Origin of the sequence: Shewanella avicenniae (genome assembly GCF_017354945.1) — a bacterium.
In the GTDB taxonomy this organism is placed as follows: Bacteria; Pseudomonadota; Gammaproteobacteria; order Enterobacterales; family Shewanellaceae; genus Shewanella; species Shewanella avicenniae.
In genome coordinates, this window is the sequence record NZ_CP071503.1 from 1,815,477 (window position 1) to 1,840,806 (window position 25,330).

Genomic DNA, 25,330 nt, shown 5'->3' on the forward strand with positions numbered 1-25,330 from the left:
TGATATGACGATATTTGTATTGTTATTAGTGGCAGCATTGATTGTGCTGTTTTTTGTAAGAGATGTTCGGCTGAAGTTTATTTCTACGCCGGTTCTGAAATTCTTTCGCAAAGTGTTGCCGCCTTTGTCTGAAACTGAGCGCCAAGCGATGGATGCGGGCGATATTTGGTGGGAAGCAGAGCTGTTTCGTGGCAAGCCCAATTGGGAACTGCTGCATAGCTACGGCAAGCCGGTACTGTCAACCGAAGAAAAAGCCTTTATTGATAATCAAGTCAACACCTTAATTAACATGATTGATGATTATGACATCGTCAATAAGCGCCGCGATTTACCACCAGAAGTATGGAACTACCTCAAACAAGAGGGGTTCTTTGCACTGATCATTCCGAAAAAGTTTGGCGGTAAGGCGTTTTCTGCCTATGCAAACTCCACGATTGTCAGCAAGATTGCCAGCCGCAGTTTAAGCGTCGCGGTAACTGTAATGGTGCCGAACTCCTTAGGCCCCGGTGAGCTACTTACTCATTACGGCACAGAGCAGCAAAAGCAACATTGGTTACCCGCATTAGCCAATGGAGAGGAGATCCCATGTTTTGCGCTTACCGGCCCAGAAGCAGGCTCAGATGCAGGCGCAATTCCAGATGTAGGCGTTGTGTGTCAAGGTGAGTTTAACGGTGAACAAACTCTCGGGCTTAAACTGACCTGGAATAAGCGTTACATTACGCTTGCACCTGTAGCAACTGTGCTGGGATTGGCGTTTCAGATGCGCGATCCTGACCATCTGCTTGGTGATAAAGTAGAGCTCGGGATTACCTGTGCGTTGATCCCAACCGATCACTCCGGCGTCGAAATTGGCCGCAGACACGACCCATTACATATGGCGTTTATGAACGGCACCACCCAAGGGAATGAAGTGTTCATTCCGTTAGATTGGATTATCGGCGGCCCAGACTATGCGGGTAAAGGTTGGCGCATGCTGGTGGAGTGTCTGTCTGCTGGGCGCGGAATTTCATTGCCAGCGTTGGCGACTGCAAGTGGTCATCTCGCCACTAAAACCACCACCGCCTATAGCTATATTCGTAAGCAATTTGGCTTGTCTATTGGCCAGTTTGAAGGCGTACAGGAAGCGTTAGCTCGGATTATTTCCAACACTTATCAGCTGGAAGCCGCACGCAGATTGACGACCACTGGCATCGATTTAAAGGTGAAGCCTTCTGTCGTCACTGCCATCGCCAAATATCATATGACCGAACTCGGGCGTCAGGTGATGAATGATGCAATGGATATTCAAGCGGGTAAGGGGATCCAAATGGGCCCGAAAAATTACCTCGCCCATGGCTATATGGCTAACCCCATCTCGATCACCGTTGAAGGCGCTAACATTCTCACCCGTAGTTTGATGATTTTTGGTCAGGGTGCCACCCGTTGCCATCCCTATGTGTTGGCTGAGATGGAAGCGGCACAGATGCAGAATCACGACGAAGCCTTAACTCGTTTTGATGCATTATTGATGGGGCATTTGGGTTACAGTGCGCGCAATGCGGGGGCTGCATTACTACATGCCGTCACTGGCAGTTACTTTGCCAGTGCTCCGGTGAGCGGTGAAACCCGAAATTATTACAAATGGTTAGGGCGTTTTTCTGCAGGATTAGCCTTTGTAACCGATATCGCCATGTTAGTGTTAGGCGGTGATTTAAAACGTCGTGAAATGATTTCGGCGCGCCTTGGTGACGTGTTAAGTCAATTGTATTTGGCTTCGGCAACACTGAAGTTGTTTGAAGATCATGGTCGCCAATTTGATGACTTACCGATAGTTAAGCATGTCTTAGATACCCGCCTACAAAAAATGGCTGAGGCAATGGAGGCGGCTATTCGGAATTTCCCGAATCGTCCAATGAGTTGGTTATTACGATTAGTGGTGTTCCCGTTAGGTAATAGGTTTAAAGGTCCCTCTGATGAATTGACCAAGCAAGTTGTCAAAGGCATGCTGAAACCAACGCCTGCGCGTGAGCGATTAACCTTTCTATCGCCAACCTTTAAAGATAACGACAATTCTGGCATTGCCGAAGTTGAAAGGGCGTTTCGTGCCTTGTATGACGCGCGCGAGTTGTTTGAGCGTTTACGTAATGCCCAAACAGATGGCCGCTTGGCAAAAGGCTTGAGTATTGAAGCGCTGATTGTCTTGGGCGTAAAAGCGAAGGTGATTTCTGAAGAGGACGCAGGCTATCTGTTTGCCGCGAATGAATTACGTCTTGCTGCCATTAATGTTGATGATTTTGTGCAGCTCTAACCATTGGGGCGAGTAGTTAGTTAGGCAATAAAAAGGTACGCGATGCGTACCTTTTTTGTCACTGTAGAGCGAGTGAATTACCACTAAGGGACAATCAACACCTTGCTGGTGTTAGTGCCACCAATGGTTTCCATTACGTCGCCTTTGGTCATCAATACCAAGTCGCCTGATTGCAATACGCCTTTTTCACGCAAACAATCTAACGCGCGTTGAGCCACTTCTTCTGCCGCATAAGCGGTAGTATCGAATTGCACTGGGTAGACACCACGGTATAGCGCCATGGCTGCTAAGGTGCGTGGATGACGCGCCAGCGCAAAAATCGGCAATGAAGAGCTGATGCGTGACATCAGTTTTGGCGTTGCACCTGATTCCGTCAGCGCAATAATCGCTTTCACGCCGTCCAAGTGGTTCGCAGCGTACATGGTCGCCAGTGCGACAGTTTCTTCAATAGAAGCAAAGTGTTCATCCAAGCGATGCTTAGAAACACGAACGCTTGGATGCGCTTCTGCGCCCAAACAAACGTTGGCCATTGCTTTAACGGTTTCTTCTGGGAAGTTACCGGCAGCGGTTTCAGCTGACAACATCACCGCGTCGGTACCGTCGAGTACCGCGTTTGCCACGTCCATCACTTCTGCACGCGTTGGCATTGGACTGGTGATCATCGATTCCATCATTTGGGTTGCAGTGATCACGACTTTGTTCAGTTGACGTGAACGGGCAATCAAACGTTTTTGCACAGCTACCAGCGCAGCGTCACCGATTTCAACACCCAAGTCACCACGGGCAACCATAACCGCATCAGACGCACGAATCACATCATCCATTGCTTCTTCAGTGGCGACAGCTTCTGCACGTTCAACTTTGGATACGATAAGGGCTTGGCTACCCGCTGCACGTGCTAATTCACGTGCGTATTCCAAATCTGCGCCAGAGCGAGGGAACGATACCGCAAGATAGTCCACTTCAATTTGCGCAGCAGTGATAATGTCGGCTTTATCTTTTTCTGTCAGTGCAGCAGCAGACAAGCCGCCGCCTTTCTTGTTGATGCCTTTGTTGTTAGACAATGGGCCTGCAACCGTCACAGAAGTGATTACCCGACGACCTTCTACCGCTTCTACGCGCAGCTGTACGCGACCGTCATCGAGCATCAGAATATCACCTACGGTGACGTCATCTGGCAGCTCTTTGTAGTCGATGCCTACTTGGTTTTCGTTACCTTCGCCTTTAGCTAACTCAGCATCCAACACGAATGTTTGACCTAATTCGAGTTGTACTTTCTTATTGTCTTTGAAAGTAGAAACACGGATTTTAGGGCCTTGAAGATCACCAAGAATTGCTACGTGCTTGCCAAGTTCTTTGGCAATGTTACGCACGTCAGTTGCACGCTTCATATGATCTTCTGGGGAGCCGTGGGAAAAGTTCAAGCGAACAACGTTGGCACCTGCTGCGATGATTTTGCGCAGGTTATCATCACGGTCTGTGGCTGGGCCCAGAGTAGTAACGATTTTAGTTCTGCGGAACATAGTTAACTCCGTTAAGTTTAAAGAATCTGGGATGCATTTTATCATACAAAATGCTGGAGTGTAGGAAACTTACGAACAAAAAACAGATCTGACTCAAAATTTATTTTTGTAAGTTTAGACAAATTTTATGACAAAAAATGCGCCATTGATGCTCAAGGGCGCACTTGGGAGCGGAATTTTACAGGAAATGAATTACAGTTGATCACTTTTTTCAATCCGAGACTCTTTTAGTGCCTCTTTTACGCGTTTTAAACTTTCACGGAAACGTGGGCCACGGCGTAAGGTAAAGCCAGTCGCTAACACGTCAATCACCACCAGTTGCGCTAAACGTGAGGCCATTGGCAGATACATGTCAGTATCTTCTGGCACTTCAAGCGTCACAGGCAGGGTACATTCTTTACTCAGTGGTGAGTTCTTGGCGGTAATACCAATCACCGAGGCGCCGTTTTCGCGGGCAAAGCGGGCGATATCAATCAGCGACTTGGTGCGGCCTGTATGGGAAATTAACACCACAACATCGCCTTCAGTACTGCTAATAGCGCTCATGCGTTGCATTAACACATCATCAAAACAAACGACCGGGACGTTAAAACGGAAGAATTTATTTTGTGCATCGTGTGCGACTGATGCGGATGCTCCCAAGCCAAAAAAGGAGATTTTTTTAGCTTGTGTTAATACATCAACCGCTTTATTAATAGCGATAGCGTCGATACTTTGACGAGCCGTGTCGAGCGAAGCCATTGAAGATTCGAAGATTTTGTTGGTATATGAATCTGGAGTGTCATCTTCCTCTACATGTCGGCTAACATACGGAGTACCATTAGCAAGACTTTGCGCAAGATGCAGTTTGAAATCAGGAAAGCCTTTTGTGTCTAAACGACGACAAAAACGGTTAACCGTAGGTTCACTGACATCAGCAAGTTTTGCCAGCGTGGCGATGCTGGAATGAATGGCTGTCTGGGGCGAAGCCAGAATCACTTCGGCAACTTTGCGTTCCGATTTGCTGAAATGAGGCAGGTTCTTCTGAACCTTTTCAAGAGTATTCATACTTTGTAACGTCCGCTGGATTTTGGTTATGTAATTTTATTAATTCTTGTGTCACAAGGCTGTGAACAAGAATACAAAACGCACCTTTAGTTGTTTACGTCAATGAAATCGCTGTAAACAGACGAGAACGTCTTGATTTTAGGCAAAAAGAGCATATCAGACTTGTTCATATTATGCCTAGATTCTATTTCATTGTGTTCGACTAAATACTAGGTGCAAACGAATATGTGTGTTGTTATATTACAACAAATTTGTATTTGATTTCCTAATAGAACGGTTGCCTCTGGTAATTATAGAACGGCAACCGTTGTCACAATGGAGACAGTAAAGTAATGGGCAAGCCAGCATCAGAGACCAAAGCTTGTGATTTCGTTCTTTTTGGTACGAAAGGAGATTTGGCCCGACGCAAGTTACTACCTTCCTTATATCAGCTGGATAAAGCTGATCTTTTGCATCCAGACACACGTGTTATTGGTGTCGCCAAAGACAAATTCACACGTGAAGAGTTTGTTGAGCGTGTGACTCAATCGCTGAAAACGTTCGTTAAAGAACCATTGAACGACGAAATCGTGAAGCGCTTTTTAGCCCGTTGTCACTACGTGGGTGCGAATTTTACCGATGTAGAAGAATATGCGGCATTTCATGAGGTGCTCGACCCAGCAACGCGCGTTACCGTGAATTATTTTGCGACTCCGCCTGCCATTTTCGGTGACATTTGTCGTTGTCTGCACGAACAAGGTTTGATCACCCCAGAAACTCGCGTGGTGCTTGAAAAACCTATCGGTTCAGATTTAGCTTCATCAAAAGTCATCAACGATCAAGTGTCTGCCTACTTTAAAGAGAAGCAGGTTTATCGTATTGACCACTACTTAGGCAAAGAAACAGTACAAAACCTGTTAACCCTGCGTTTTGCTAACTCGCTGTTTGCGTCTAAGTGGGACAACCGTACTGTTGATCACGTGCAAATTACCGTGGCAGAAGAAGTGGGTATCGAAGGCCGTTGGGGTTACTTCGATAAAGCGGGTCAGATGCGTGACATGATTCAAAACCACTTGTTGCAAGTGTTGACGCTAGTGGCGATGGATCCTCCGGTCAATTTGAATGCTGATAGCGTGCGTGACGAAAAGGTGAAAGTGCTGAAGTCATTGCGACCTATCAACATGGATAACGTGTTTGAAAACACCGTCCGTGGTCAGTATTCCGCTGGTTTCTTGAAAGGTTCACCGGTACCGGGTTATCTCGAAGAGGAAGATGCAAACGTCACCTCTAACACTGAAACTTTCGTTGCACTGCGCGTGGATATCGATAACTGGCGTTGGGCGGGTGTTCCTTTTTACTTGCGTAGCGGCAAGCGTATGCCAGTGAAAAGCTCTGAAATTGTTATCTATTTCAAGAATCCACCACACAACTTGTATCGTGAAAGCTACCGTAATTTGCCACCGAACAAGCTGACTATCCGTTTGCAGCCGCATGAAGGCGTTGAAATTCAGATGATGAACAAGGTGCCGGGCTTGGAGCAGAAACAACGTCTGCAAACCACCAAACTGGATTTGAGCTTCTCCGATACCTTCAAAACAGAACGCATTGCCGATGCCTATGAGCGTCTGCTGTTGGAAGCCATGTCGGGCAACCAAGCGCTGTTCGTGCGTCGCGACGAAGTTGAGCAAGCGTGGACATGGGTTGACGGTATTATCCAAGCGTGGGAACAAAGTGGCGAACGTCCAAAATCATACCCAGCAGGTACGTGGGGACCGGTTGCCTCTGTCGCACTTATCACCAAAGACGGCCGTTCTTGGGATGAATAAAGGAGTTCTCGAATGATCAAAGAAGCAGTATTTAAATCATTTGATAACACTGAAGCGTTAGAGCAACAGCTTGCTGATCGGATTGCGGCTGGCCTGCAAGAAGCAATTGATAAGCGTGGCGAAGCCAGTTTAGTGGTTTCTGGCGGTAAAACGCCGACTGGCTTGTTTAACAAACTCAGCCATAAGCCGATTGATTGGAGCGAGGTGTTTATCACGCTCGCCGACGAGCGTTGGGTTGACGCTGATCATCAAGATTCTAACGAAAATACTGTGCGTAGTGTTTTGCTGCAAAATCGTGCGGCTAACGCCAAATTTCGTGGTCTGAAAAACATGTTTGCCACGGCAGCCGCGGGTGTCGATATGACGACTGAGCAGTTGGCTAATTTCCCACGTCCATTCGATATCGTGATTTTGGGCATGGGCAATGACGGTCATACCTGTTCTTGGTTCCCATGTGCGGCACCAACCGAGTTGAATACCGCGCTAAATACCGATGCGTTACTGTGTGCGGTTCAGCCTACCACTGCACCCTATGAACGCATTACCTTCAGTAAAAAAGCGATTTTAAATAGCCGCCAGATCTATTTGCATCTGGTGGGCGAGCAGAAGCTCGACGTCTATAAAAAAGCACTTGCAAGCGACGTGGTAACAGAGATGCCTATCCGTGCTGTGTTGGCACAGCATAAGACACCTGTCGATGTATTTTGGAGTGCTTAAGGAGTAACTCATGCATGCAACAATTCAGGCAGTGACCGATAGGATCATTGCCCGCAGTCAAGAGCATCGCGGCAAGTACTTAGCTGCTATTGCTGAGGCGAAAGGACAAGGCGTTCATCGTGGCAAACTGAGCTGCGGTAACTTAGCGCACGGCTTTGCGGCGTGTTCGGCAGATGACAAAAACGCGTTATTGCAATTAACCAAAGCAAACGTCGGTATTGTCACAGCCTACAACGATATGCTTTCAGCCCATCAGCCTTATGAGCATTATCCGCAAATCCTCAAGCAGGCGTGCCAAGAAGTCGGTAGCGTTGCACAAGTTGCAGGGGGTGTTCCTGCTATGTGTGATGGTGTCACTCAAGGTCAGCCGGGGATGGAGCTAAGTCTGATCAGCCGTGAAGTGATTGCAATGGCGACCGCAGTTGGCTTGTCACACAATATGTTTGATGGTGCGTTGCTGCTGGGGATCTGTGACAAGATTGTGCCTGGATTGTTGATTGGTGCATTGAGCTTTGGTCATCTGCCGATGCTGTTCGTGCCAGCTGGCCCAATGCGCTCCGGTATTCCGAATAAAGAAAAAGCCCGTATTCGGCAGAAATTTGCTCAAGGCTTAGTCGACCGTGCGGCACTGCTTGAAGCTGAATCCAAGTCCTACCATAGCGCGGGTACTTGTACCTTCTATGGCACGGCAAACAGTAATCAGTTAGTGCTGGAAGTGATGGGGTTACAGCTACCTGGTTCTTCTTTTGTGAATCCAGATGATCCATTACGTCTCGCATTGACACAAGCGGCTGCACGTCAAGTGTGTCGTTTGACCAGCTTGGGTACCGATTACACCCCGATTGGTGAAATCGTCAATGAAAAATCGATTGTCAACGGCATTGTTGCGCTGTTGGCAACCGGTGGCTCAACCAACTTAACCATGCATATCGTTGCCGCTGCACGTGCTGCTGGCATCATCATTAACTGGGATGATTTTGCTGAATTGTCTGCCGTTGTGCCGCTACTGGCACGGGTTTATCCAAACGGGCATGCTGACATCAACCATTTCCACGCTGCTGGTGGTATGGCCTTCCTCGTTAAAGAACTGCTGGATGCCGGTATGCTGCATGAAGATGTGGCTACTGTTGCAGGATACGGTCTGCGACGTTACACCCAAGAGCCGAAGTTAATTGATGGCAACTTGGTGTGGGTTGATGGTCCAACCGTTAGTTTAGACACCGAAGTACTGGCGCCAATTGCGCAAGCATTCCAACCCAACGGTGGCTTGAAACTGCTGAAAGGTAATTTGGGCCGTGCAGTGATGAAAGTGTCTGCGGTTAATCCTAAATTCCGCGTGGTAGAAGCCCCCGCCGTCGTCATTGATGATCAGGACAAACTCAATGGCTTGTTCAAAGCGGGTGAACTCAACCGAGATTGTGTGATTGTGGTCAAAGGCCAAGGGCCAAAAGCCAATGGTATGCCGGAATTACACAAACTGACCCCAATTCTTGGCTCACTGCAAGACAGTGGCTATCACGTTGCCTTGGTGACTGACGGCCGTATGTCTGGAGCTTCGGGTAAAGTGCCTGCGGCAATTCATCTAACGCCTGAAGCGCTTGAAGGTGGTTTAATCGCCAAAGTGCAAAACGGCGACATGATCCGTGTTGACGCAGAAACGGGTGAGATTTCGTTATTGGTCGATGATGCTGTTATTGCAGCGCGACAAGCCGAAGAAGTGCCATTACGTCAGGTGCGTTACGGCATGGGACGCGAATTATTTAGTGCGATGAGAGCCAGCTTCTCTAGCCCAGAAACCGGTGCGCGCAGCACCAGTGCTGTTGATGAATATTATTAACCGTTAAGGACGTAAAAGAATGACAACAAATAATTGGTCAATGCAGCCTCAGGACGTGTTCAAACTGAGCCCTGTGATTCCTGTAATGGTTATCAACAAGCTTGAACATGCTGTGCCACTGGCGAAGGCGTTGGTTGCTGGCGGGATCCGCGTACTCGAAGTGACTTTACGTACTGAGTGTGCTTTAGCCGCAATTAGCAAAATTGCCAAAGAAGTGCCTGAAGCGGTTGTTGGTGCAGGTACTATTTTGAACGCAGAACAGCTGCAGCAAGCTACTGAAGCTGGCTCACAGTTTGCCATCACACCTGGTGCAACGCCTTCTATTTTGGCAGCGGGTAAAGCGGGCTCTATTCCATTGATCCCCGGTGTTGCGAGTATCTCTGAAGTCATGGAAGGGCTGAGCCAAGGCTACCAGTTCTTTAAATTCTTCCCAGCAGAAGCCTCGGGTGGCGTGGGTGCGTTGAAAGCGTTTGGTGGTCCATTGTCTGGTGTACATTTCTGCCCAACCGGTGGTATTACCCCAGAAAACTATCGTGATTATCTGAAACTGCCTAACGTTGACTGTATCGGTGGTAGTTGGATTGCGCCGGTGAGCGCCATGGAATCAGGTGACTGGGACCATATCACCAAGTTATGTCAGGAAGCATTAAGCGGCTTATAAGCCGCTTTTTCCTTTGCCGTTTTTAATTGTGTTTTTAGCTACGAAAACGGCAAAAAAAAAAGCCCATTCAAACGAATGGGCAACTAAAAATATCGCAATCAACAAATTGAAGGAAGGAAGTCAAGCATAAGAACCTTGAGCAAACTTTCTAACACTATCAACTAGGCTTGATGCCTATCGTTGATAAGAGAGTTAAGCTCGTCCTCAACATGCTGTGCATTCTAGGCCTCGGCAGATTTTTCAACAAACGAGAAAAATTGTAGGTCTACATTAGAAAAACTAATGTCGTGACATTCATCAAACTCCCATGAATGCTGATTCTATAGGGTTTTAACTAATATTTGCTTTTATCTGCATAAATAATCAATTTGTTTTTTTTATCCGTAATCACGCTTTTTTTACAAATGTTACGCCTTAGACACAACCCTTTTCAATTGCGCACTTTTCATCTCAAATAATCGCATTATATTTACTAGCCTGCGCTGCAGTTTGGCGCCATCAATTTGACTAATGACGAAATATAGGCGGAGTCCATGCTTAATAAGCACAAAATCGTATGTTTAGCACTCACACTGGTCAGTTCGGCGGTAATGACCGGCTGTAACTCGACCGCAACCGATAAGCAAGTCGATGCAAAACTAGTGAATAAATTGAACTATCCGATAACACGTAAAACTGACTTCAGTGAGGTGTTACACGGAACAACAGTTGCTGATCCTTATCGCTACTTGGAAGAAAATAATGCAGAGACGGACGCGTGGGTCAAAGCACAGCAGCAGTTTGGCAAACAATATTTAACCGCCATTCCTAACAAGCAAGCGTTAGTGGATCGTATTACCCACCTTTGGAATTACGAAAAGTTTTCTGCGCCATTTGAAAAGGGCAAGCGCAGTTTTTATTACCGTAATGATGGGCTGCAGGCACAATCGGTGCTGTATGTGAAAGAGGCGGATGGCAGCGAGCGAGTATTACTGGACCCTAATCAGTTATCAACCGATGGCACAGTCGCGTTAAGCGGCGTGGATGTCAGCGAAGACGGCAACACCTTGGCGTATGGTGTGTCGGCATCGGGTTCTGATTGGCAATCTTGGCACTTTATTGATGTGGCCAGCGGCAAAAAGCTGGAAGATGAACTGCAATGGATTAAGTTTTCCTCCGCTACTTGGAACATGCAAAACACAGGCGTCTACTACGCGCGTTATGATGCACCGAAGGGCGGTGATGTGATGGCCGACGTCAACTACGGCCAGAAAGTGTATTTCCATAAAATGGGCACTGCCCAAGCTGAAGATACGCTCGTATTTGAACGTCCAGATAATCCAGATTGGGGCTTTGGTATCAGCGTCAGTGACGATGGTAACTACCTGTTGCTTCCGGTGTCGCAAGGTACGGATAGTCGCAACCGCTTCTTTTATAAATCATTGGCTGACAATGGTCCTGTGATTGCATTGATCCCTGAGCTGGAAGCGGAGTTTAGTTTTATCGGCAATGATAAAACCCGTTTCTATTTTAAAACTGACTATCAAGCACCTAATGGCAAAGTGATTGCCATTGATATTCGTCATCCAGAAAAAGCGCAATGGAAAACCATTATTGCGGAATCTGCCGACCCAATTGCATCGGTTGCGCTGATTAATGAGCATTTGGTGGTAAGTTCGCTGCATGATGTGCTGGGCAAAATGGCGATTTATTCAATGAATGGTGCTAAACGGCAAGATGTGGAGATGCCTGGACAAGGCACTGTGATTGGCCCTTATGGCAGTGCAAAGAAAGATTACTTTTATTACAGCTATAACAGCTACATTCAGCCTGAGTCGATCTATAAGTTTGACTTCAAAACCTCGTCGTCCACCGTTTATAAACAACCGCAGGTTGCCTTTAACCCTGACGACTACCAATCAGAGCAGGTGTTTTACACCAGCAAAGATGGTACGCGAGTGCCGATGATGATTTCCTATAAAAAAGGGCTGAAGAAGAACGGCGATAATCCAACCTTACTTTACGCTTATGGTGGCTTTGCCATTTCTATGACGCCACGTTTCAGTGCTGCCAATATTGCGTGGATGGATCTCGGTGGGATTTATGCGGTACCTAACATTCGTGGCGGTGCCGAATATGGTGAAGGTTGGCACCAAGCCGGGATGTTCGATAAAAAGCAAAACGTGTTTGATGACTATTTTGCCGCGGCTGAATACTTGATTGCCAAGGGCTATACCAATAGCACAAAGATCGGTGCTTATGGCCGTAGTAATGGCGGTTTGTTGATGGGCGCAACCGTGACACAACGTCCCGAACTGTTTGCCGCGGTGTTGCCCGCCGTTGGTGTACTCGACATGTTACGCTTCCAAAAATTCACTATTGGATGGGCATGGACGAGTGAGTATGGCAGTGCCGATAACGCCGATCAGTTCCCTGCATTGTTGGCCTATTCGCCATACCATAACGTCAAAGCTCAAGCCTATCCGGCAACCATGATCATGACAGCCGATCACGATGACCGTGTGGTGCCAGCGCACAGCTTTAAGTTTGCGGCAATGATGCAAGCTAAGCAGCAAGGGGACAAACCGGTCATTATGCGCATCGAAAGTAACGCCGGTCACGGCGCAGGTAAACCGACTGCGATGAAGATCGATGAAGCGGCTGATATCTACGGATTTTTGTGGCATTCGTTTGGGCTGACTTTGCCTAGCCAAATCGACTGATTAAGGCAAGGTTAAGCTTCACAAAAATAAACTGGAGGCCTTGTGCCTCCTTTGCCTTGTGGCCATTCACAATCCTCGGCCGTATCGGTATAGTAGGCGTCATTTATTGTAGGGATCGAGCAAGAAAGATGTTTCGCTGGCCGATTACAGTTTATTATGAGGATACCGACGCTGGTGGCGTAGTTTATCACTCAAATTATTTAAATTTTTTTGAACGTGCGCGTACCGAGTGGCTTCGAGCACTTGGCATTAGCCAAACCCAATTATTAGTTGAGGATCTTGCGTTTGTGGTGCGTCATGCGGAGATTGATTTTCGTAAGGCGGCTCGCTTTGAACAACAATTTGAAGTCGTGACTACCATCGCTGCCACCAAACGTGCCTCGCTGATATTTGATCAACAATTGGTAGACGCTGACGGCCAAGTTTATTGTGCTGCAACGGTTACCGTCGTCTCTGTTTCGCTGTCGCGAATGAAACCCATCGCTATTCCGCCCCACATTTTGCAGGAGTTTACGCAAGGTGAATGCTGAAATTTCGTTTATCGGACTGTTCTTACAAGCCAGTTTACTGGTGAAGTTTGTGATGTTGACCTTGTTAACACTTTCCATCGTGTCATGGGGGGTGATCTTACAACGTCGCCGCGTATTAGGTGATGCTCGCCGTAACGCAACAAAATTTGAAGAAAAATTTTGGTCGGGCGTGGATCTGAATAAGTTTTATCAAGAGTTATCTGCCAGACAAGATGGCAATGTCGGCATGGAAAGTATGTTTGTCTCCGGCTTTAAAGAATATGCCCGTTTAAGCAAAACCAGTCATCGTGTACCTGAAGCGATTATGGATGGCAGCTATCGTGCAATGCGCATTGCCTTGTCGAAAGAGCTTGAAAAGATGGAAACCCATCTGCCGCTGCTGGCCACCATTGGTTCTACCAGCCCCTACATCGGCTTGTTCGGCACTGTGTGGGGGATCATGAATGCCTTTATTGCATTGGGTGCTGTGCAAAACGCGACATTGGCGATGGTGGCACCGGGTATTGCTGAAGCTTTGATTGCTACCGCAATGGGCTTGTTCGCGGCAATTCCGGCCGTTATTGCCTACAACCGTTTTTCAACCCAAGTGGAAAAATTGGAAGTAGCTTATGCCAACTTTATGGAAGAGTTCTCCAGTATTCTGCATCGTCAGGCGTATAGCGACAGGGCAGAAGTATGAACCAAGGATACCAGCGTAAGCGGCGCAGACCGGTCGCTGAAATCAACGTGGTTCCGTACATCGACGTAATGTTGGTGCTGTTGATCATCTTTATGGTGACTGCGCCGATTGTGTCGCAAGGTGTCAAAGTGGATTTGCCGCAAGCCTCAGCTGAACCCTTGTCGGCGGACAGTAAGCCGCCGATCATTGTGTCGATTGATGCTGATGGTGCCTACTTTGTTACCGATGGTGCCAGCCCTATTAAGGCCGAAGCCAGTGTTCAAAGTGCCACTGCACACGTATTAGCGATTCTCACTGATGAACCTGAGCGTCCAGTCGTCGTTAAAGGTGATCGCACTATCGCGTATGAAAAAGTTATTCAACTGATGGCCACGTTAAAAGCTGCAGGCTTACCATCGGTTGGCTTAATGACTGAATCACCGGAGGATAATTAAGTGTCCGGTAATCAGAATATGAAAACACCGTTGATTATTTCTGCCATGTTGCACTTAGGGGTGATTGGCGCATTGGCGTTGAATATCGATTTTTCTAAGCCCACGCCGTCGATGGTGATGAATGCCACTCTTGAACCGACGCCTGATGCTAAGCCAAAGCCAGAAGCGTTAAAGGCGGTCGCCGTTGATCAAGAGAAAGTGGATGATTACATCAAGAAAGTGCGGCAAGACCGTGCGGACGCCGCCCGTAAAGAGCGCGATCGCCAAGCTGAGTTAGACCGTAAGGCAGACGACGCCCGTAAGGCGCGTGAGCAAGAACAACAACGGATCCAGAAACTTGCGGAACAACGCAAGCAGCAAGAGCTAGAAACCCAAAAAGCCGCAGCCGCCGCAGAGGCCGCACGGCTAAAACAGCAGCAAGAGCAAGAAAAGGCTGCGAAAGCCGAAGCTGCGCGTAAGCAAAAAGAGCAGGAACAACAAGCAGCGGAAGACGCCGCCAAAAAAGCGGAAGCGAAACGCAAGGCTGAAGAGGCTGCAGCTAAAAAGGCTGAAGCCGAGCGTAAGGCGCGCGAAGAAGCTGAGCGTAAAGCCCGTGAAGAAGCTGACCGCAAGCGTAAAGCTGAAGAAGCAAAACGTCAGCAAGAGTTAGAAATGCAGCAAGCACTTGCTGCTGAGCAGGCACAATTGAGTGCCGCACGCTCACGGCAAGTGATGAGTGAAGTTGATAAATATAAGGCGATGATCACCTCGACCATTCAACGCAATTTGGTGGTGGACGATTCAATGCGCGGCAAAACCTGTAAGGTACAGGTGCGGTTAGCGCCTGATGGCTTCGTTACCAACTTGAGTATTTTGAGTGGTGATGCTCAGGTGTGTCGTGCGGCGCAAAGTGCAATTAACAAAGCGGGACGGCTACCGGTGTCACCACAGCCAGATGTTTATCAACAGATGAAAGAAATTAACCTGGAAGTAAGACCTGAGTTTAATTAAAGGAGTCACATGAAAGCGTTTGTTAAAGGTCTAATGTTACTCTGCGTGTTGATGGTCAAGCCCTCATTCGCAGCATTGGATATTGTGATTACAGAAGGTGTTGATGCTGCGCGTCCTATCGCCGTGGTGCCATTTGTCTGGCAAGGCAATGGCGTTGCGCCAACGTCGATCTCAGAAGTGGTTGCCAGTGATTTAACACGAAGTGGTACCTTTAAGCCGCTCGACGAGACTGGGCTAGGGCAGCGTGCCATCGGTCAATTGGCTGAATTTAATGCTGAATTGTGGCGCAACGTTGCGGCTGAAGCGGTGTTGATGGGCAGCATTAAGCCTTATGGTGCGAACCAATATTTGGTCAGCTTTGACCTGGTGGATCTGGTTAAGGCGCAGATGCAAGGTGCCGGACCTCAGTCAAAAAATGAGTATTTGCTGGATAGCCGCCAAACCGTGATCAGTGCCGAACAGTTTCGTCAGTATGGCCACCGCATCAGCGACATCGTTTACGAAAAACTCACCGGCGTGAAGGGCGCATTTTTGACACGTATCGCTTATGTGGTAGTCGATCGTCGTCAGACGAATGCCTATCAGCTGATGATCGCCGATTATGATGGTTATAACGAACAGATGTTGCTGCGCTCACCGGAACCGCTGATGTCGCCATCATGGTCACCAGACGGTCGTAAGTTGGCGTATGTGAGCTTCGAAAACAAAACGGCTGAAATCTATGTGCAGGATATCTACAGTCGCACTCGTATTAAAGTGACCAGTTATCCGGGCATTAACGGTTCTCCGAGCTTTTCACCCGACGGCACTAAGTTGGCGGTGACCTTATCAAAAGATGGTCAGCCTGAAATTTATGTCGTGGACATCGCGACCGGCGCACTTAAACGCGTGACCAATCATTACGCGATTGATACTGAGCCATCGTGGTTCCCTGATGGAAAGTCATTGCTGTTCACCTCTGAACGCGGTGGTCGTCCACAAATATATCAAGTTGAACTGGCGACTAATCGCGTTACCCGTTTGACCTTTGATGGTGAATGGAACTTAGGTGGCACCGTCACACCAGACGGTCGCAGCTTAATTTTCGTTAACCGCACCCAAAGCAAATTTAATATTGCGCGCATGGATCTCCAAACCCGCTTTATGCAGGTGTTGACATCTACCAAGCTGGATGAGTCTCCAAGCGTTGCTCCGAACGGTACGATGGTGATTTATGGTACTACCTATGGCAGCAAACAGGTGTTAGCCGCTGTTTCAGTCGATGGACGCTTTAAAGCTCGTTTACCGTCTGGCGAAGGCGATGTTAAGTCTCCCGCTTGGTCACCATTTTTATAACAACAAACGATTTAAACAAGGAACACATAATGGAATTCAATAAGATTGTAAAAGCACTGGTTGTTACCCTGCCGCTGATGACATTAGCCGCTTGTAGTTCAACCTCAGAAACCGATACTGCAGCGGGTGATGCAACAACAGGTGGTGCTGGTCAATACGGCAGTGGTGCCAATGGTGGGATTGAAATGGGTGGCGCAAACCCAGTGTTGTCTGCTGAAGAACAACAACGCCAGAAGTTTCAAGAACTGCGTCAAGACAGCATTATCTATTTTGACTTCGACCGCAGTGAGATCCGCGCCGATTACGCCAGTCTGTTAGAAGCACATGCTGATTACCTCAGCAGCCACCCAAGTGTACGAGTGTTGATTGAAGGTCACACCGATGAACGCGGTACTCCAGAATACAACATTGCCTTGGGCGAGCGCCGTGCCAAAGCGGTGGCTAAATATCTGCAAGGATTAGGCGTATTGCCAAGCCAGATGAGCATTGTGAGCTATGGTGAAGAAAAACCTGCCGATATGACACATTCTGCCGATGGTGAAGCGAAGAACCGCCGTGCCGTTTTAGTTTATTAAGGATAAGAGTCAATGAAAAAATCACTTATCGCCGTTGCATTGTTGCTGACTGGTGCTGCGCAAGCAGCACCTGCACCGGTAGAAGAAGTGGGGGGCGGCGGCAGTGCCGCCGACCGTATCGCCAGATTAGAGCGGATTATCAAAGCGCGTCAGCAATCTGAAGTCGATATGCAGCAACGTTTGGATGCTCTGCAACAGGAAGTGTTGGATTTACGTGGTTTAACTGAACAGCAAAACTACCAAATCCAGCAGATGTTGCAGCGTCAGCGCCAGTTATACGATGAAATTACTAAAGCGACGAGTTCACAACCCGCGCCAAGCGCTGCGGTGGCTCAGCCAAGTGTTACTGCGCCAGCAGCTACTGCCACTTCGTCGTTATCAGAGACTGATTCTTATCAGCAAGCGGTTGATCTGGTGCTGAAACAGCGCAAGTATGACGAAGCCATTCCAGCGTTTAAGAGTTTCATCAGCCAATATCCAAATTCAAATTTTGCCGACAACGCAAATTATTGGTTGGGACAACTGCTGTACAACCAAGGTGATACCGCTCAAGCGAAGTTGGCGTTTGAAAATGTTGTGACCAACTACAAAGAATCGGGCAAGCGCCCTGACTCTTTGGTGAAGTTGGCCATGATTGCTGAAAAATCAAACGACAAGAATGGCGCGCGTAATCTCTACAACCAAGTGTTAAGAGAATACGCCAACAGTGCTGCTGCGCGAATTGCGCAACAACAACTGGCTGCAATTAAGCCATGATTTAACAGCAATTAACCAAAAAAACTCCACCTCGACTGTTTTTCAGGCAAACAATAAAAAAAGCAGATTTTACGCTTGCATGAGAAACTGAAAACGGTATTATAGGCGCCCACAACGCGGGGCAGCTTAAATAGAAGTGAAAAACGCGTTGTACAGTTTGAAAATGGGTCGTTAGCTCAGTCGGTAGAGCAGTTGGCTTTTAACCAATTGGTCGAAGGTTCGAATCCTTCACGACCCACCATTTCAAACCCTATGTTGGGTCGTTAGCTCAGTCGGTAGAGCAGTTGGCTTTTAACCAATTGGTCGAAGGTTCGAATCCTTCACGACCCACCATTTTTGATTTGTCGGTTATCCCTTTGGGTCGTTAGCTCAGTCGGTAGAGCAGTTGGCTTTTAACCAATTGGTCGAAGGTTCGAATCCTTCACGACCCACCATCAAATCAAACCCCAACATGTATGGGTCGTTAGCTCAGTCGGTAGAGCAGTTGGCTTTTAACCAATTGGTCGAAGGTTCGAATCCTTCACGACCCACCATTACATGTTGCCCAATTAGACGGGTCGTTAGCTCAGTCGGTAGAGCAGTTGGCTTTTAACCAATTGGTCGAAGGTTCGAATCCTTCACGACCCACCATCTAATTCATGCCTATATCATGGGTCGTTAGCTCAGTCGGTAGAGCAGTTGGCTTTTAACCAATTGGTCGAAGGTTCGAATCCTTCACGACCCACCATGATGTGTTCTCCTCTGTTTCACAATTCCGTATCTAAACAAAAACCAGTAGTAGACCATCTGTCTGAGTTATTTCGCCCAATAAAAAAGCGCCCTCAGGCGCCTTTAACGGTTGTTGTCAGCTCAAATTACAGCATTTCTTTCTCACGAATAAAGGCTTCAAAGTCAGTGCAACCGCCAATTGGGGTTTTATCAACAAAGATTTGTGGCACAGTTTCAACTGGCTTACCTACACTTTTTGATAAATCCGCTTTGGTGATCCCTTCTTCATGAATATCAACGTAACGGAATTTAAAATCTTCGTGCTTATCTGCCAATTGCTCCGCTAACTGTTTTGCGCGAACACAGTATGGGCAGCCTGGACGACCAAAAATAACAACGTGCATGGTAACTCCTGAGTGAAAATTTGCTCCACAGTACAACAGCCGATGAATTGAGTACAGTGCCGATTCATCAAACTCGCCTTAGTCGCAAAAATTTGCACCAATTTGATAACGACCTTGATAGTCAAAAAATTTATCGACTAACTGCCAGCCCCGTTTCGGTTTTTTTTGCAATAACAGCAGGTCAGGTTGCCGAAAGCGCCTGGCATCGTCGATAACCGCAGCTGCAGTGGAATACTGCGGAAAAGGTAGGCCAGCACGACGGTCATGTGGCTTTAAAAAAGCAGCAAATAACGCGCGTCGTTGCGCTGCGGTTTGCAGTCTGAACGTTTCAGAAAACTGATTGCCATCAATATCGAAGTAATCAATCTGAAGCACGCCGCCAACGTCTTGCAGTTGCATGCTATCAACCCTAAACAGGTGGTGATGGCGGCTAGTCAACACCTCTTTTAAACGTTTGTCGGGATCGACCATCATCGAATTACAGCTGTGGCAATTGCGCGCCGCAATATCATTTTCGGCACCACAATCGGGGCAGATTTTGCCACGAAAGCGATAAGTACATTGGCTTCTCTCTGAGCCAACTAAGCCCTGACAGCGTCTGCCAAAGTGTTCAATGATATCGCCATCGGCATCTACCTTGCCCCAAAAACTGTTAGCAAAGCCGCATTCCGGGCAGGGCACTTGGACCGGTACTGCATTGCTGGCTGGCTTTGCTTGGGGGATCTCTGGCGCAAACAGATCAAAACCATTAGCGGCATAATCGATAATTAAGCAGTCGGGTTTATTCGGCGCTAAACGCAGGCCTCGCCCGGCCATTTGTTGGTATAGCCCTGCAGATGCGGTGGGGCGCAATATTGCGATTAAATCCACGTGCGGCGCATCAAATCCCGTGGTGAGTACCGCCACATTGACCATAAATTTAATCCGTTTAGCACGGAAATCGCTGATCGCTTGGTCGCGCTCAGTGGCAGGCGTGTCGGCGGTAATTAACGCAGCATTATGTTCAACGAGCAATGCCATGATCTCTGCTGCATGACGCACAGTGGCAGCAAAAATAATAACGCCTTGGCGATGCTCGCTGAGTTGAATCAATTGCTGAATAATCGCGGTGGTGGCACGCCCTTGATGGGCGATTAGCGCATCAACTTCACCTGGGGAATAGTCGCCATTTTCAGCAGGAGATAACTGCTCAAAATCATACTGTGCACTCAAGCCATCGAAGGTTTTTGGTGTGGTTAAATAGCCCTTTTTGACCAGATAACGCAGCGGCAATTCAAAGATGCAGTCATCAAATATCGCACTTTCACTGCCAACCTTGCCGTGGTAATGACGTTTATAGATATAACCGCTATCCAAACGGTAGGGCGTTGCCGTGAGACCCAGCACTTTCAGCTGTGGGTTATGCTGTTTAAGCGTGGTCAGCAACTGTTGGTATTGGGAGGTATCATCATCACTGACGCGATGACATTCATCGATGATCACTAACGAAAATCCGGCGTTAAATTGCGTTTGGTTGCGCGCAGCAGATTGAACGGACGCAATCACTGTTTTTCCATCGACGTGCTTTTGCTTCAGCCCCGCGGAGTAGATAGATAATTCGGTATCCATCAACGCCACTTTTTCGGCGTTTTGCTCAACCAATTCCTTCACGTGGGTCAGTACCAACACCTTGCCGCGTGCGACTCTGGCCAGCTCGGCAATAACGATACTTTTGCCAGCGCCAGTCGGCAACACAATGACTGCGCTCGAACTGTGGTGTCGAAAATGGCGCAACACCGAATCGACGGCTTGTTGTTGATAATCGCGAAGTTGGATTGCTGGCGTCTTGCTCATACACCTGTGGCTTTTGCTTAAATCTCGCCGCAGCATACCACAGCTAAGTTTTACGAGACGCCCGATTCAAAATTAGCTACGACTTTGGTTAAAAAAACTCCATGTTTTCATTTGTTAATCTCGATTGTGGCTGGCTAAATGGGGGGGACTGGCGTAAAATTTCCATCCTTTAAATATCATTCAGATACACTCAGCCCGCTGGGCTGGCATGCACTGGAAGGGAAGATGCAGCAGTTAACAGAGATCGTACAGCAGGCCCTCAACGCCATCGAAGGTGCCGCAGATCTAAAAGTATTAGACGAGATTCGAGTCGATTACCTTGGTAAAAAGGGCAAAATCACCGATCTGATGAAATTGATGGCAACGCTGAGTGCTGAAGAAAAACCAGCGTTTGGCCAAAAAGTCAACGAAGCGAAAAAGCAAGTTCAAGATTTTCTGAGTGCGCGCATTGATGCGCTGAAGGCGTCTGAATTAGAAGCCAAACTGAAAGCTGAACAGATTGATGTGGCGCTTCCCGGCCGCCGCTTAGAAAACGGTGGTTTGCATCCAGTGACTCGTACCATCGAACGCATTGAATCCTTCTTCGGTGAACTCGGTTTTAGTGTTAAACACGGCCCTGAAGTGGAAGATGGATATCACAACTTTGATGCATTGAATATTCCTGCGCATCACCCAGCACGTGCCGATCACGATACCTTTTACTTCAATCCAGAAGTTGTATTACGTACCCAAACGTCGGGCGTGCAGATCCGCACCATGGAAGTTGAAAAACCACCATTACGTATCATCTCTCCAGGCCGTGTATATCGTAACGACTACGACATGACGCACACCCCAATGTTCCACCAAGTGGAAGGGCTGTTGGTGGATGAAAACGTCAGCTTTGCGCAGTTAAAAGGCATTTTGCATGACTTCTTGCGCAACTTCTTCGAAGAAGATTTAGAGATCCGCTTCCGCCCATCTTATTTCCCATTCACCGAACCATCAGCTGAAGTGGATGTGAAAGGTAAGAACGGTTGGTTGGAAGTGCTGGGCTGTGGCATGGTGCACCCCAATGTGCTGCGTGGCGTCGGTATCGACCCTGAAAAATACTCCGGCTTTGCCTTTGGTATGGGCGTAGAGCGTTTGACCATGTTGCGTTACGGCGTAACTGACTTGCGTTCATTCTTTGAGAATGACCTACGTTTCCTCAAGCAATTCAAATAACGGAGCTAACTTACAATGAAATTCAGTGAATCATGGCTTCGTGAATGGGTAAACCCAGCGATTAGCCGCGAAGAATTGGCCCATCAAATCACTATGGCCGGTCTTGAAGTTGATGGCTTTGAAGCCGTAGCCGGAGATTTTACCGGTGTGGTTATCGGTGAAGTTGTTGAATGTGGTCAGCATCCTGATGCCGATAAACTGCGCGTGACCAAAGTTAACGTCGGTGGGGATGAACTGCTCGATATCGTCTGTGGCGCGCCAAACTGCCGTCAGGGCCTGAAAGTGTGCGTGGCCGTTGTCGGTGCCGTATTGCCTGGTGAATTCAAAATCAAGAAGGCAAAACTGCGTGGTCAGCCTTCAAACGGCATGTTGTGTTCTTATAGCGAACTGGGCATTGATATCGAAAGTGACGGCATTATTGAGCTGCCACTTGATGCGCCACTGGGCACCGATGTTCGCGAATACCTGCAACTTAACGACGCCGTAATCGATGTCGATTTAACCGCAAACCGCGCAGATTGCTTGGGCATGGTAGGTCTGGCGCGTGAAGTCGGCGTACTGAACCGTGCGACTGTGACAGCGCCAACTTGGGAGGCTGTTGCACCTTCACATCAAGAAACCTTTGCGGTTGATGTGCAAGCGCCACAAGGTTGCCCTCGTTATTTGAGTCGCGTGATCAACAGCGTTGATGTGAGCGCAGCTACGCCTGATTGGATGGTGGAAAAGTTACGTCGCAGTGGCATTCGCTCTATCGACCCTGTGGTTGATATCACCAATTATGTGCTGATCGAATTCGGTCAACCGATGCATGCATTTGATAAAGCCAACCTGAGTGGCAGCTTGCATGTACGTTTGGGTAACGGTGAAGAAAAGCTCACCCTGTTAGATGGTAACGAAGTTACTGTACCCGCAGATACACTGGTCGTTGCGGATGATAAAGGTTCACTGGCATTAGCTGGCATTTTTGGTGGTGAACACTCAGGTGTTAACGCTGAAACTAAAGATATCGTGCTGGAATGTGCTTTCTTCGCGCCACTCGCGATTATGGGCAAAGCACGTAAATTAGGGCTGCATACAGATTCAAGCCACCGTTTTGAACGTGGTGTTGACCCAGAGCAACAGCATAAGGTGATGGATCGCGCCTCACGGTTAGTGTTGGAGATCTGTGGCGGTGAAGCAGGGCCAGTGGTTGAAGTGAAAGCGGATGAATATCTGCCAACGGCCAATGAGATTACCCTGCGTCGCGTGAAACTCGACAAATTGCTCGGTCATCATGTGCCCGATAGCGATGTGGTCGAGATTCTTGAACGTCTAGGCTTTGCGGTGACTGTGATTGACGCTGGCTGGCAAGTCACTACCGCCACTTATCGTTTCGATATGGCGATTGAAGAAGACCTGATTGAAGAAATCGCGCGTATTTACGGCTATAACAACATTCCAAATACAGCACCAGTCGCCTCATTGAGTATGTCTGAACATCGCGAAAGCGATATCAAACTGACTAAAGTGCGTAGTTTGTTGGTTGCGCGTGGTTTCCAAGAAGCGGTGACCTACAGTTTTGTTGACCCGAAATTGCAAAATTTGGTGCATCCAGAGCAAGCTGCGATGGTGTTGCCAAACCCAATTTCTAGCGAAATGTCAGCAATGCGTCTGTCGCTGTTCACTGGTTTATTAACGTCAGTAGGTTACAACCAAGCCCGTCAGCAAAACCGCGTTCGCCTGTTTGAAACTGGTTTACGCTTTATCCCAGACAGTGCTGCGCCAATGGGTGTTCGTCAAGAACCGATGTTAGCCGCAGTGATTGCTGGGCCTCAAAGTGATGAACATTGGGCGCTTGAATCGAAAACGGTTGATTTTTTTGACCTTAAAGGTGATCTAGAAGCAATTATTGGCTTGACACTTTCCGATGCTGAATTTAGTTTTAAAGTAGCATCGCATTCGGCTCTTCATCCTGGGCAATGTGCTGAAATCACAAGAAATGATCAGGTGATTGGTTATATCGGTGCAGTGCATCCAGCACTAGAAAAGCCGTTTGGGCTAAATGGTAAAACTATCGTGTTTGAACTGTCGCTTGATGCGCTGTTACACGCCAGTTTGCCTGAGGCTAAACCAGTGTCTCGTTTCCCTGCAAACCGTCGTGATATCGCAGTCGTAGTAGACGAAGCAGTTCAAGCGGGTGATATTCTGTCAATGATAAAAAAAGTTGGCGGAAATCAGTTGGTTGGCTTAAACTTATTTGACGTATACCGAGGGCAGGGCGTCGTGGAAGGTAAAAAGAGCCTTGCCATCGCGCTCACGTTACAAGATAACGCTCGTACGCTTGAGGAAAAAGAGATTGCTGCCACCGTAGAAACAGTGGTTTCGGCACTCAAGACCGAGTTCAACGCATCGTTGAGGGATTAAAGTATGGCACTTACCAAGGCCGAAATGGCAGAGCATCTTTTTGAAACACTTGGCATAAATAAGCGTGTTGCCAAAGAGATTGTTGAAGCATTTTTCGAAGAAGTCCGCTTAGCGCTTGAGAACGGTGAACAAGTTAAGCTTTCCGGCTTCGGTAATTTCGACCTGCGTGATAAAAACCAGCGTCCAGGACGTAATCCAAAGACTGGTGAAGATATCCCAATCTCCGCTCGTCGCGTAGTTACGTTCCGTCCCGGTCAAAAACTTAAAAGCCGTGTAGAAGCTGCAAACTCGAAAGAATAAGGTTCTACAAGACGTTAGGTTTACATGAAAGCCACTGCTAGGTTACTGGCAGTGGTTTTCTTTTTTCTGCATGGCCATAAGCTAAGTTATTGATAGATTGCTGCGCGTATACAACGCAAAATATGGTGGAGTCAATTAACACTTTGGGATTGCTGGCGGAGTAAACGGATAGCGAAGGCGGCAGATAGCGTTAACAGAAAGGGAAGTTGACGAATTTCAGGCATAAAAAAACCGGCTTATGGCCGGTATTAATATTTCGCATTGGTTGCGGGAGCTGGATTTGAACCAACGACCTTCGGGTTATGAGCCCGACGAGCTACCATGCTGCTCCATCCCGCGACTGCGAATTTAGACTTCCTAAGAAAACTGGTTGCGGGAGCTGGATTTGAACCAACGACCTTCGGGTTATGAGCCCGACGAGCTACCATGCTGCTCCATCCCGCGACTGCGTTTTACTTAAGACTTATTGGTTGCGGGAGCTGGATTTGAACCAACGACCTTCGGGTTATGAGCCCGACGAGCTACCATGCTGCTCCATCCCGCGTCCGTCTAAGTGGTGCGCACTATAGCGATACCCTTTTGCGAATTCAACCTAAAT

The 25,330-nt window shown here is 47.9% G+C and carries 20 protein-coding genes and 9 tRNA genes; 22 read left to right on the forward strand and 7 right to left on the reverse strand.

The features are described from left to right. The first annotated feature begins 4 nt into the window (after nucleotides 1-4). A complete protein-coding gene (locus JYB87_RS08080) occupies nucleotides 5-2,287 on the forward strand; it encodes an acyl-CoA dehydrogenase (protein ID WP_207356343.1) in 2,283 nt (760 codons plus the stop codon). An 83-nt stretch (nucleotides 2,288-2,370) separates the two neighbouring features. On the opposite strand, the gene pyk is transcribed toward JYB87_RS08080, so the two are convergent. Both pyk and JYB87_RS08090 read right to left on the reverse strand, forming a co-directional pair. Continuing rightward, nucleotides 2,371-3,810 carry a pyruvate kinase gene (gene pyk, locus JYB87_RS08085; protein ID WP_207356344.1) on the reverse strand — a complete coding sequence of 480 codons (1,440 nt, stop codon included), beginning with the start codon at nucleotides 3,808-3,810 and terminating at the stop codon, nucleotides 2,371-2,373. A gap of 192 nt (nucleotides 3,811-4,002) precedes the next feature. Beyond that, on the reverse strand, nucleotides 4,003-4,857 hold the full coding sequence (locus tag JYB87_RS08090; RefSeq protein ID WP_207356345.1) for a MurR/RpiR family transcriptional regulator: 855 nt from the start codon (nucleotides 4,855-4,857) through the stop codon (nucleotides 4,003-4,005). Nucleotides 4,858-5,189: 332 nt separating this feature from the next. Here JYB87_RS08090 and zwf point away from each other — a divergent pair, with 332 nt between their 5' ends. The 18 genes from zwf to JYB87_RS08180 all read left to right on the forward strand — a co-directional run bounded on the left by zwf (nucleotide 5,190) and on the right by JYB87_RS08180 (nucleotide 18,605). Continuing rightward, complete coding sequence (gene zwf, locus JYB87_RS08095; protein WP_207356346.1) at nucleotides 5,190-6,662, forward strand: glucose-6-phosphate dehydrogenase; 1,473 nt, start codon at nucleotides 5,190-5,192, stop codon at nucleotides 6,660-6,662. Between the two features lie 12 nt (nucleotides 6,663-6,674). Next, nucleotides 6,675-7,379, forward strand: coding sequence for a 6-phosphogluconolactonase (gene pgl, locus JYB87_RS08100; RefSeq protein WP_207356347.1), 705 nt, complete (start codon nucleotides 6,675-6,677; stop codon nucleotides 7,377-7,379). A 10-nt stretch (nucleotides 7,380-7,389) separates the two neighbouring features. Continuing rightward, complete coding sequence (gene edd / locus JYB87_RS08105) at nucleotides 7,390-9,216, forward strand: phosphogluconate dehydratase (RefSeq protein ID WP_207356348.1); 1,827 nt, start codon at nucleotides 7,390-7,392, stop codon at nucleotides 9,214-9,216. Between the two features lie 19 nt (nucleotides 9,217-9,235). After that, nucleotides 9,236-9,877: a bifunctional 4-hydroxy-2-oxoglutarate aldolase/2-dehydro-3-deoxy-phosphogluconate aldolase gene (locus JYB87_RS08110; RefSeq protein ID WP_207356349.1), complete on the forward strand. Its 642-nt coding sequence runs from the start codon at nucleotides 9,236-9,238 to the stop codon at nucleotides 9,875-9,877. Nucleotides 9,878-10,467: 590 nt separating this feature from the next. Continuing rightward, nucleotides 10,468-12,579 (forward strand): prolyl oligopeptidase family serine peptidase, encoded by a 2,112-nt coding sequence (locus tag JYB87_RS08115; RefSeq protein WP_228730001.1) that lies wholly within the window; start codon nucleotides 10,468-10,470, stop codon nucleotides 12,577-12,579. Between the two features lie 128 nt (nucleotides 12,580-12,707). After that, the gene (gene ybgC, locus JYB87_RS08120) at nucleotides 12,708-13,109 is read left to right on the forward strand and encodes a tol-pal system-associated acyl-CoA thioesterase (RefSeq protein WP_207356351.1); all 402 of its coding nucleotides are present in this window, start codon (nucleotides 12,708-12,710) and stop codon (nucleotides 13,107-13,109) included. Continuing rightward, the gene (tolQ, locus tag JYB87_RS08125; RefSeq protein WP_207356352.1) at nucleotides 13,099-13,788 is read left to right on the forward strand and encodes a protein TolQ; all 690 of its coding nucleotides are present in this window, start codon (nucleotides 13,099-13,101) and stop codon (nucleotides 13,786-13,788) included. Before ybgC ends, tolQ begins: the two co-directional genes overlap by 11 nt. Beyond that, nucleotides 13,785-14,222 carry a protein TolR gene (gene tolR / locus JYB87_RS08130; protein ID WP_207356353.1) on the forward strand — a complete coding sequence of 146 codons (438 nt, stop codon included), beginning with the start codon at nucleotides 13,785-13,787 and terminating at the stop codon, nucleotides 14,220-14,222. Before tolQ ends, tolR begins: the two co-directional genes overlap by 4 nt. Then, nucleotides 14,223-15,212 (forward strand): cell envelope integrity protein TolA, encoded by a 990-nt coding sequence (tolA, locus tag JYB87_RS08135; RefSeq protein WP_207356354.1) that lies wholly within the window; start codon nucleotides 14,223-14,225, stop codon nucleotides 15,210-15,212. It begins immediately after the preceding gene. Nucleotides 15,213-15,221: 9 nt separating this feature from the next. Further along, nucleotides 15,222-16,547 (forward strand): Tol-Pal system beta propeller repeat protein TolB, encoded by a 1,326-nt coding sequence (gene tolB, locus JYB87_RS08140; RefSeq protein ID WP_207356355.1) that lies wholly within the window; start codon nucleotides 15,222-15,224, stop codon nucleotides 16,545-16,547. 29 nt (nucleotides 16,548-16,576) lie between these two features. After that, the gene (gene pal, locus JYB87_RS08145; protein WP_207356356.1) at nucleotides 16,577-17,122 is read left to right on the forward strand and encodes a peptidoglycan-associated lipoprotein Pal; all 546 of its coding nucleotides are present in this window, start codon (nucleotides 16,577-16,579) and stop codon (nucleotides 17,120-17,122) included. A 12-nt stretch (nucleotides 17,123-17,134) separates the two neighbouring features. Continuing rightward, nucleotides 17,135-17,878 carry a tol-pal system protein YbgF gene (gene ybgF / locus JYB87_RS08150; protein WP_207356357.1) on the forward strand — a complete coding sequence of 248 codons (744 nt, stop codon included), beginning with the start codon at nucleotides 17,135-17,137 and terminating at the stop codon, nucleotides 17,876-17,878. Nucleotides 17,879-18,043: 165 nt separating this feature from the next. Beyond that, nucleotides 18,044-18,119, forward strand: a tRNA-Lys gene (locus JYB87_RS08155). 16 nt (nucleotides 18,120-18,135) lie between these two features. After that, nucleotides 18,136-18,211 (forward strand) — tRNA-Lys (locus JYB87_RS08160). 25 nt (nucleotides 18,212-18,236) lie between these two features. Beyond that, nucleotides 18,237-18,312, forward strand: a tRNA-Lys gene (locus JYB87_RS08165). Nucleotides 18,313-18,335: 23 nt separating this feature from the next. Continuing rightward, nucleotides 18,336-18,411 (forward strand) — tRNA-Lys (locus tag JYB87_RS08170). Nucleotides 18,412-18,432: 21 nt separating this feature from the next. After that, nucleotides 18,433-18,508: transfer RNA gene (locus JYB87_RS08175), tRNA-Lys, on the forward strand. 21 nt (nucleotides 18,509-18,529) lie between these two features. Continuing rightward, nucleotides 18,530-18,605, forward strand: a tRNA-Lys gene (locus tag JYB87_RS08180). A gap of 127 nt (nucleotides 18,606-18,732) precedes the next feature. Here the strand turns inward: JYB87_RS08180 and JYB87_RS08185 are convergent. Both JYB87_RS08185 and JYB87_RS08190 read right to left on the reverse strand, forming a co-directional pair. Continuing rightward, on the reverse strand, nucleotides 18,733-18,990 hold the full coding sequence (locus JYB87_RS08185) for a GrxA family glutaredoxin (protein ID WP_207356358.1): 258 nt from the start codon (nucleotides 18,988-18,990) through the stop codon (nucleotides 18,733-18,735). Nucleotides 18,991-19,068: 78 nt separating this feature from the next. Next, entirely contained in the window at nucleotides 19,069-20,823 is a 1,755-nt protein-coding gene (locus JYB87_RS08190; protein ID WP_207356359.1) for a DEAD/DEAH box helicase family protein, read from the reverse strand. 225 nt (nucleotides 20,824-21,048) lie between these two features. Here JYB87_RS08190 and pheS point away from each other — a divergent pair, with 225 nt between their 5' ends. From pheS to ihfA, 3 genes are read left to right on the forward strand one after another with little or no spacing between them, the layout of a single operon-like run. After that, nucleotides 21,049-22,029, forward strand: coding sequence for a phenylalanine--tRNA ligase subunit alpha (gene pheS, locus JYB87_RS08195; protein ID WP_207356360.1), 981 nt, complete (start codon nucleotides 21,049-21,051; stop codon nucleotides 22,027-22,029). A 15-nt stretch (nucleotides 22,030-22,044) separates the two neighbouring features. Beyond that, complete coding sequence (gene pheT / locus JYB87_RS08200) at nucleotides 22,045-24,432, forward strand: phenylalanine--tRNA ligase subunit beta (RefSeq protein WP_207356361.1); 2,388 nt, start codon at nucleotides 22,045-22,047, stop codon at nucleotides 24,430-24,432. A gap of 3 nt (nucleotides 24,433-24,435) precedes the next feature. After that, nucleotides 24,436-24,732, forward strand: a complete 297-nt coding sequence (gene ihfA, locus JYB87_RS08205; protein WP_207356362.1) for an integration host factor subunit alpha — start codon at nucleotides 24,436-24,438, stop codon at nucleotides 24,730-24,732. Nucleotides 24,733-24,994: 262 nt separating this feature from the next. Here ihfA and JYB87_RS08210 read toward each other — a convergent pair. From JYB87_RS08210 to JYB87_RS08220, 3 genes are all read right to left on the reverse strand, one after another. Next, nucleotides 24,995-25,071: transfer RNA gene (locus JYB87_RS08210), tRNA-Met, on the reverse strand. A gap of 28 nt (nucleotides 25,072-25,099) precedes the next feature. Next, nucleotides 25,100-25,176 (reverse strand) — tRNA-Met (locus tag JYB87_RS08215). A gap of 23 nt (nucleotides 25,177-25,199) precedes the next feature. Continuing rightward, nucleotides 25,200-25,276, reverse strand: a tRNA-Met gene (locus JYB87_RS08220). Nucleotides 25,277-25,330: the final 54 nt, after the last annotated feature.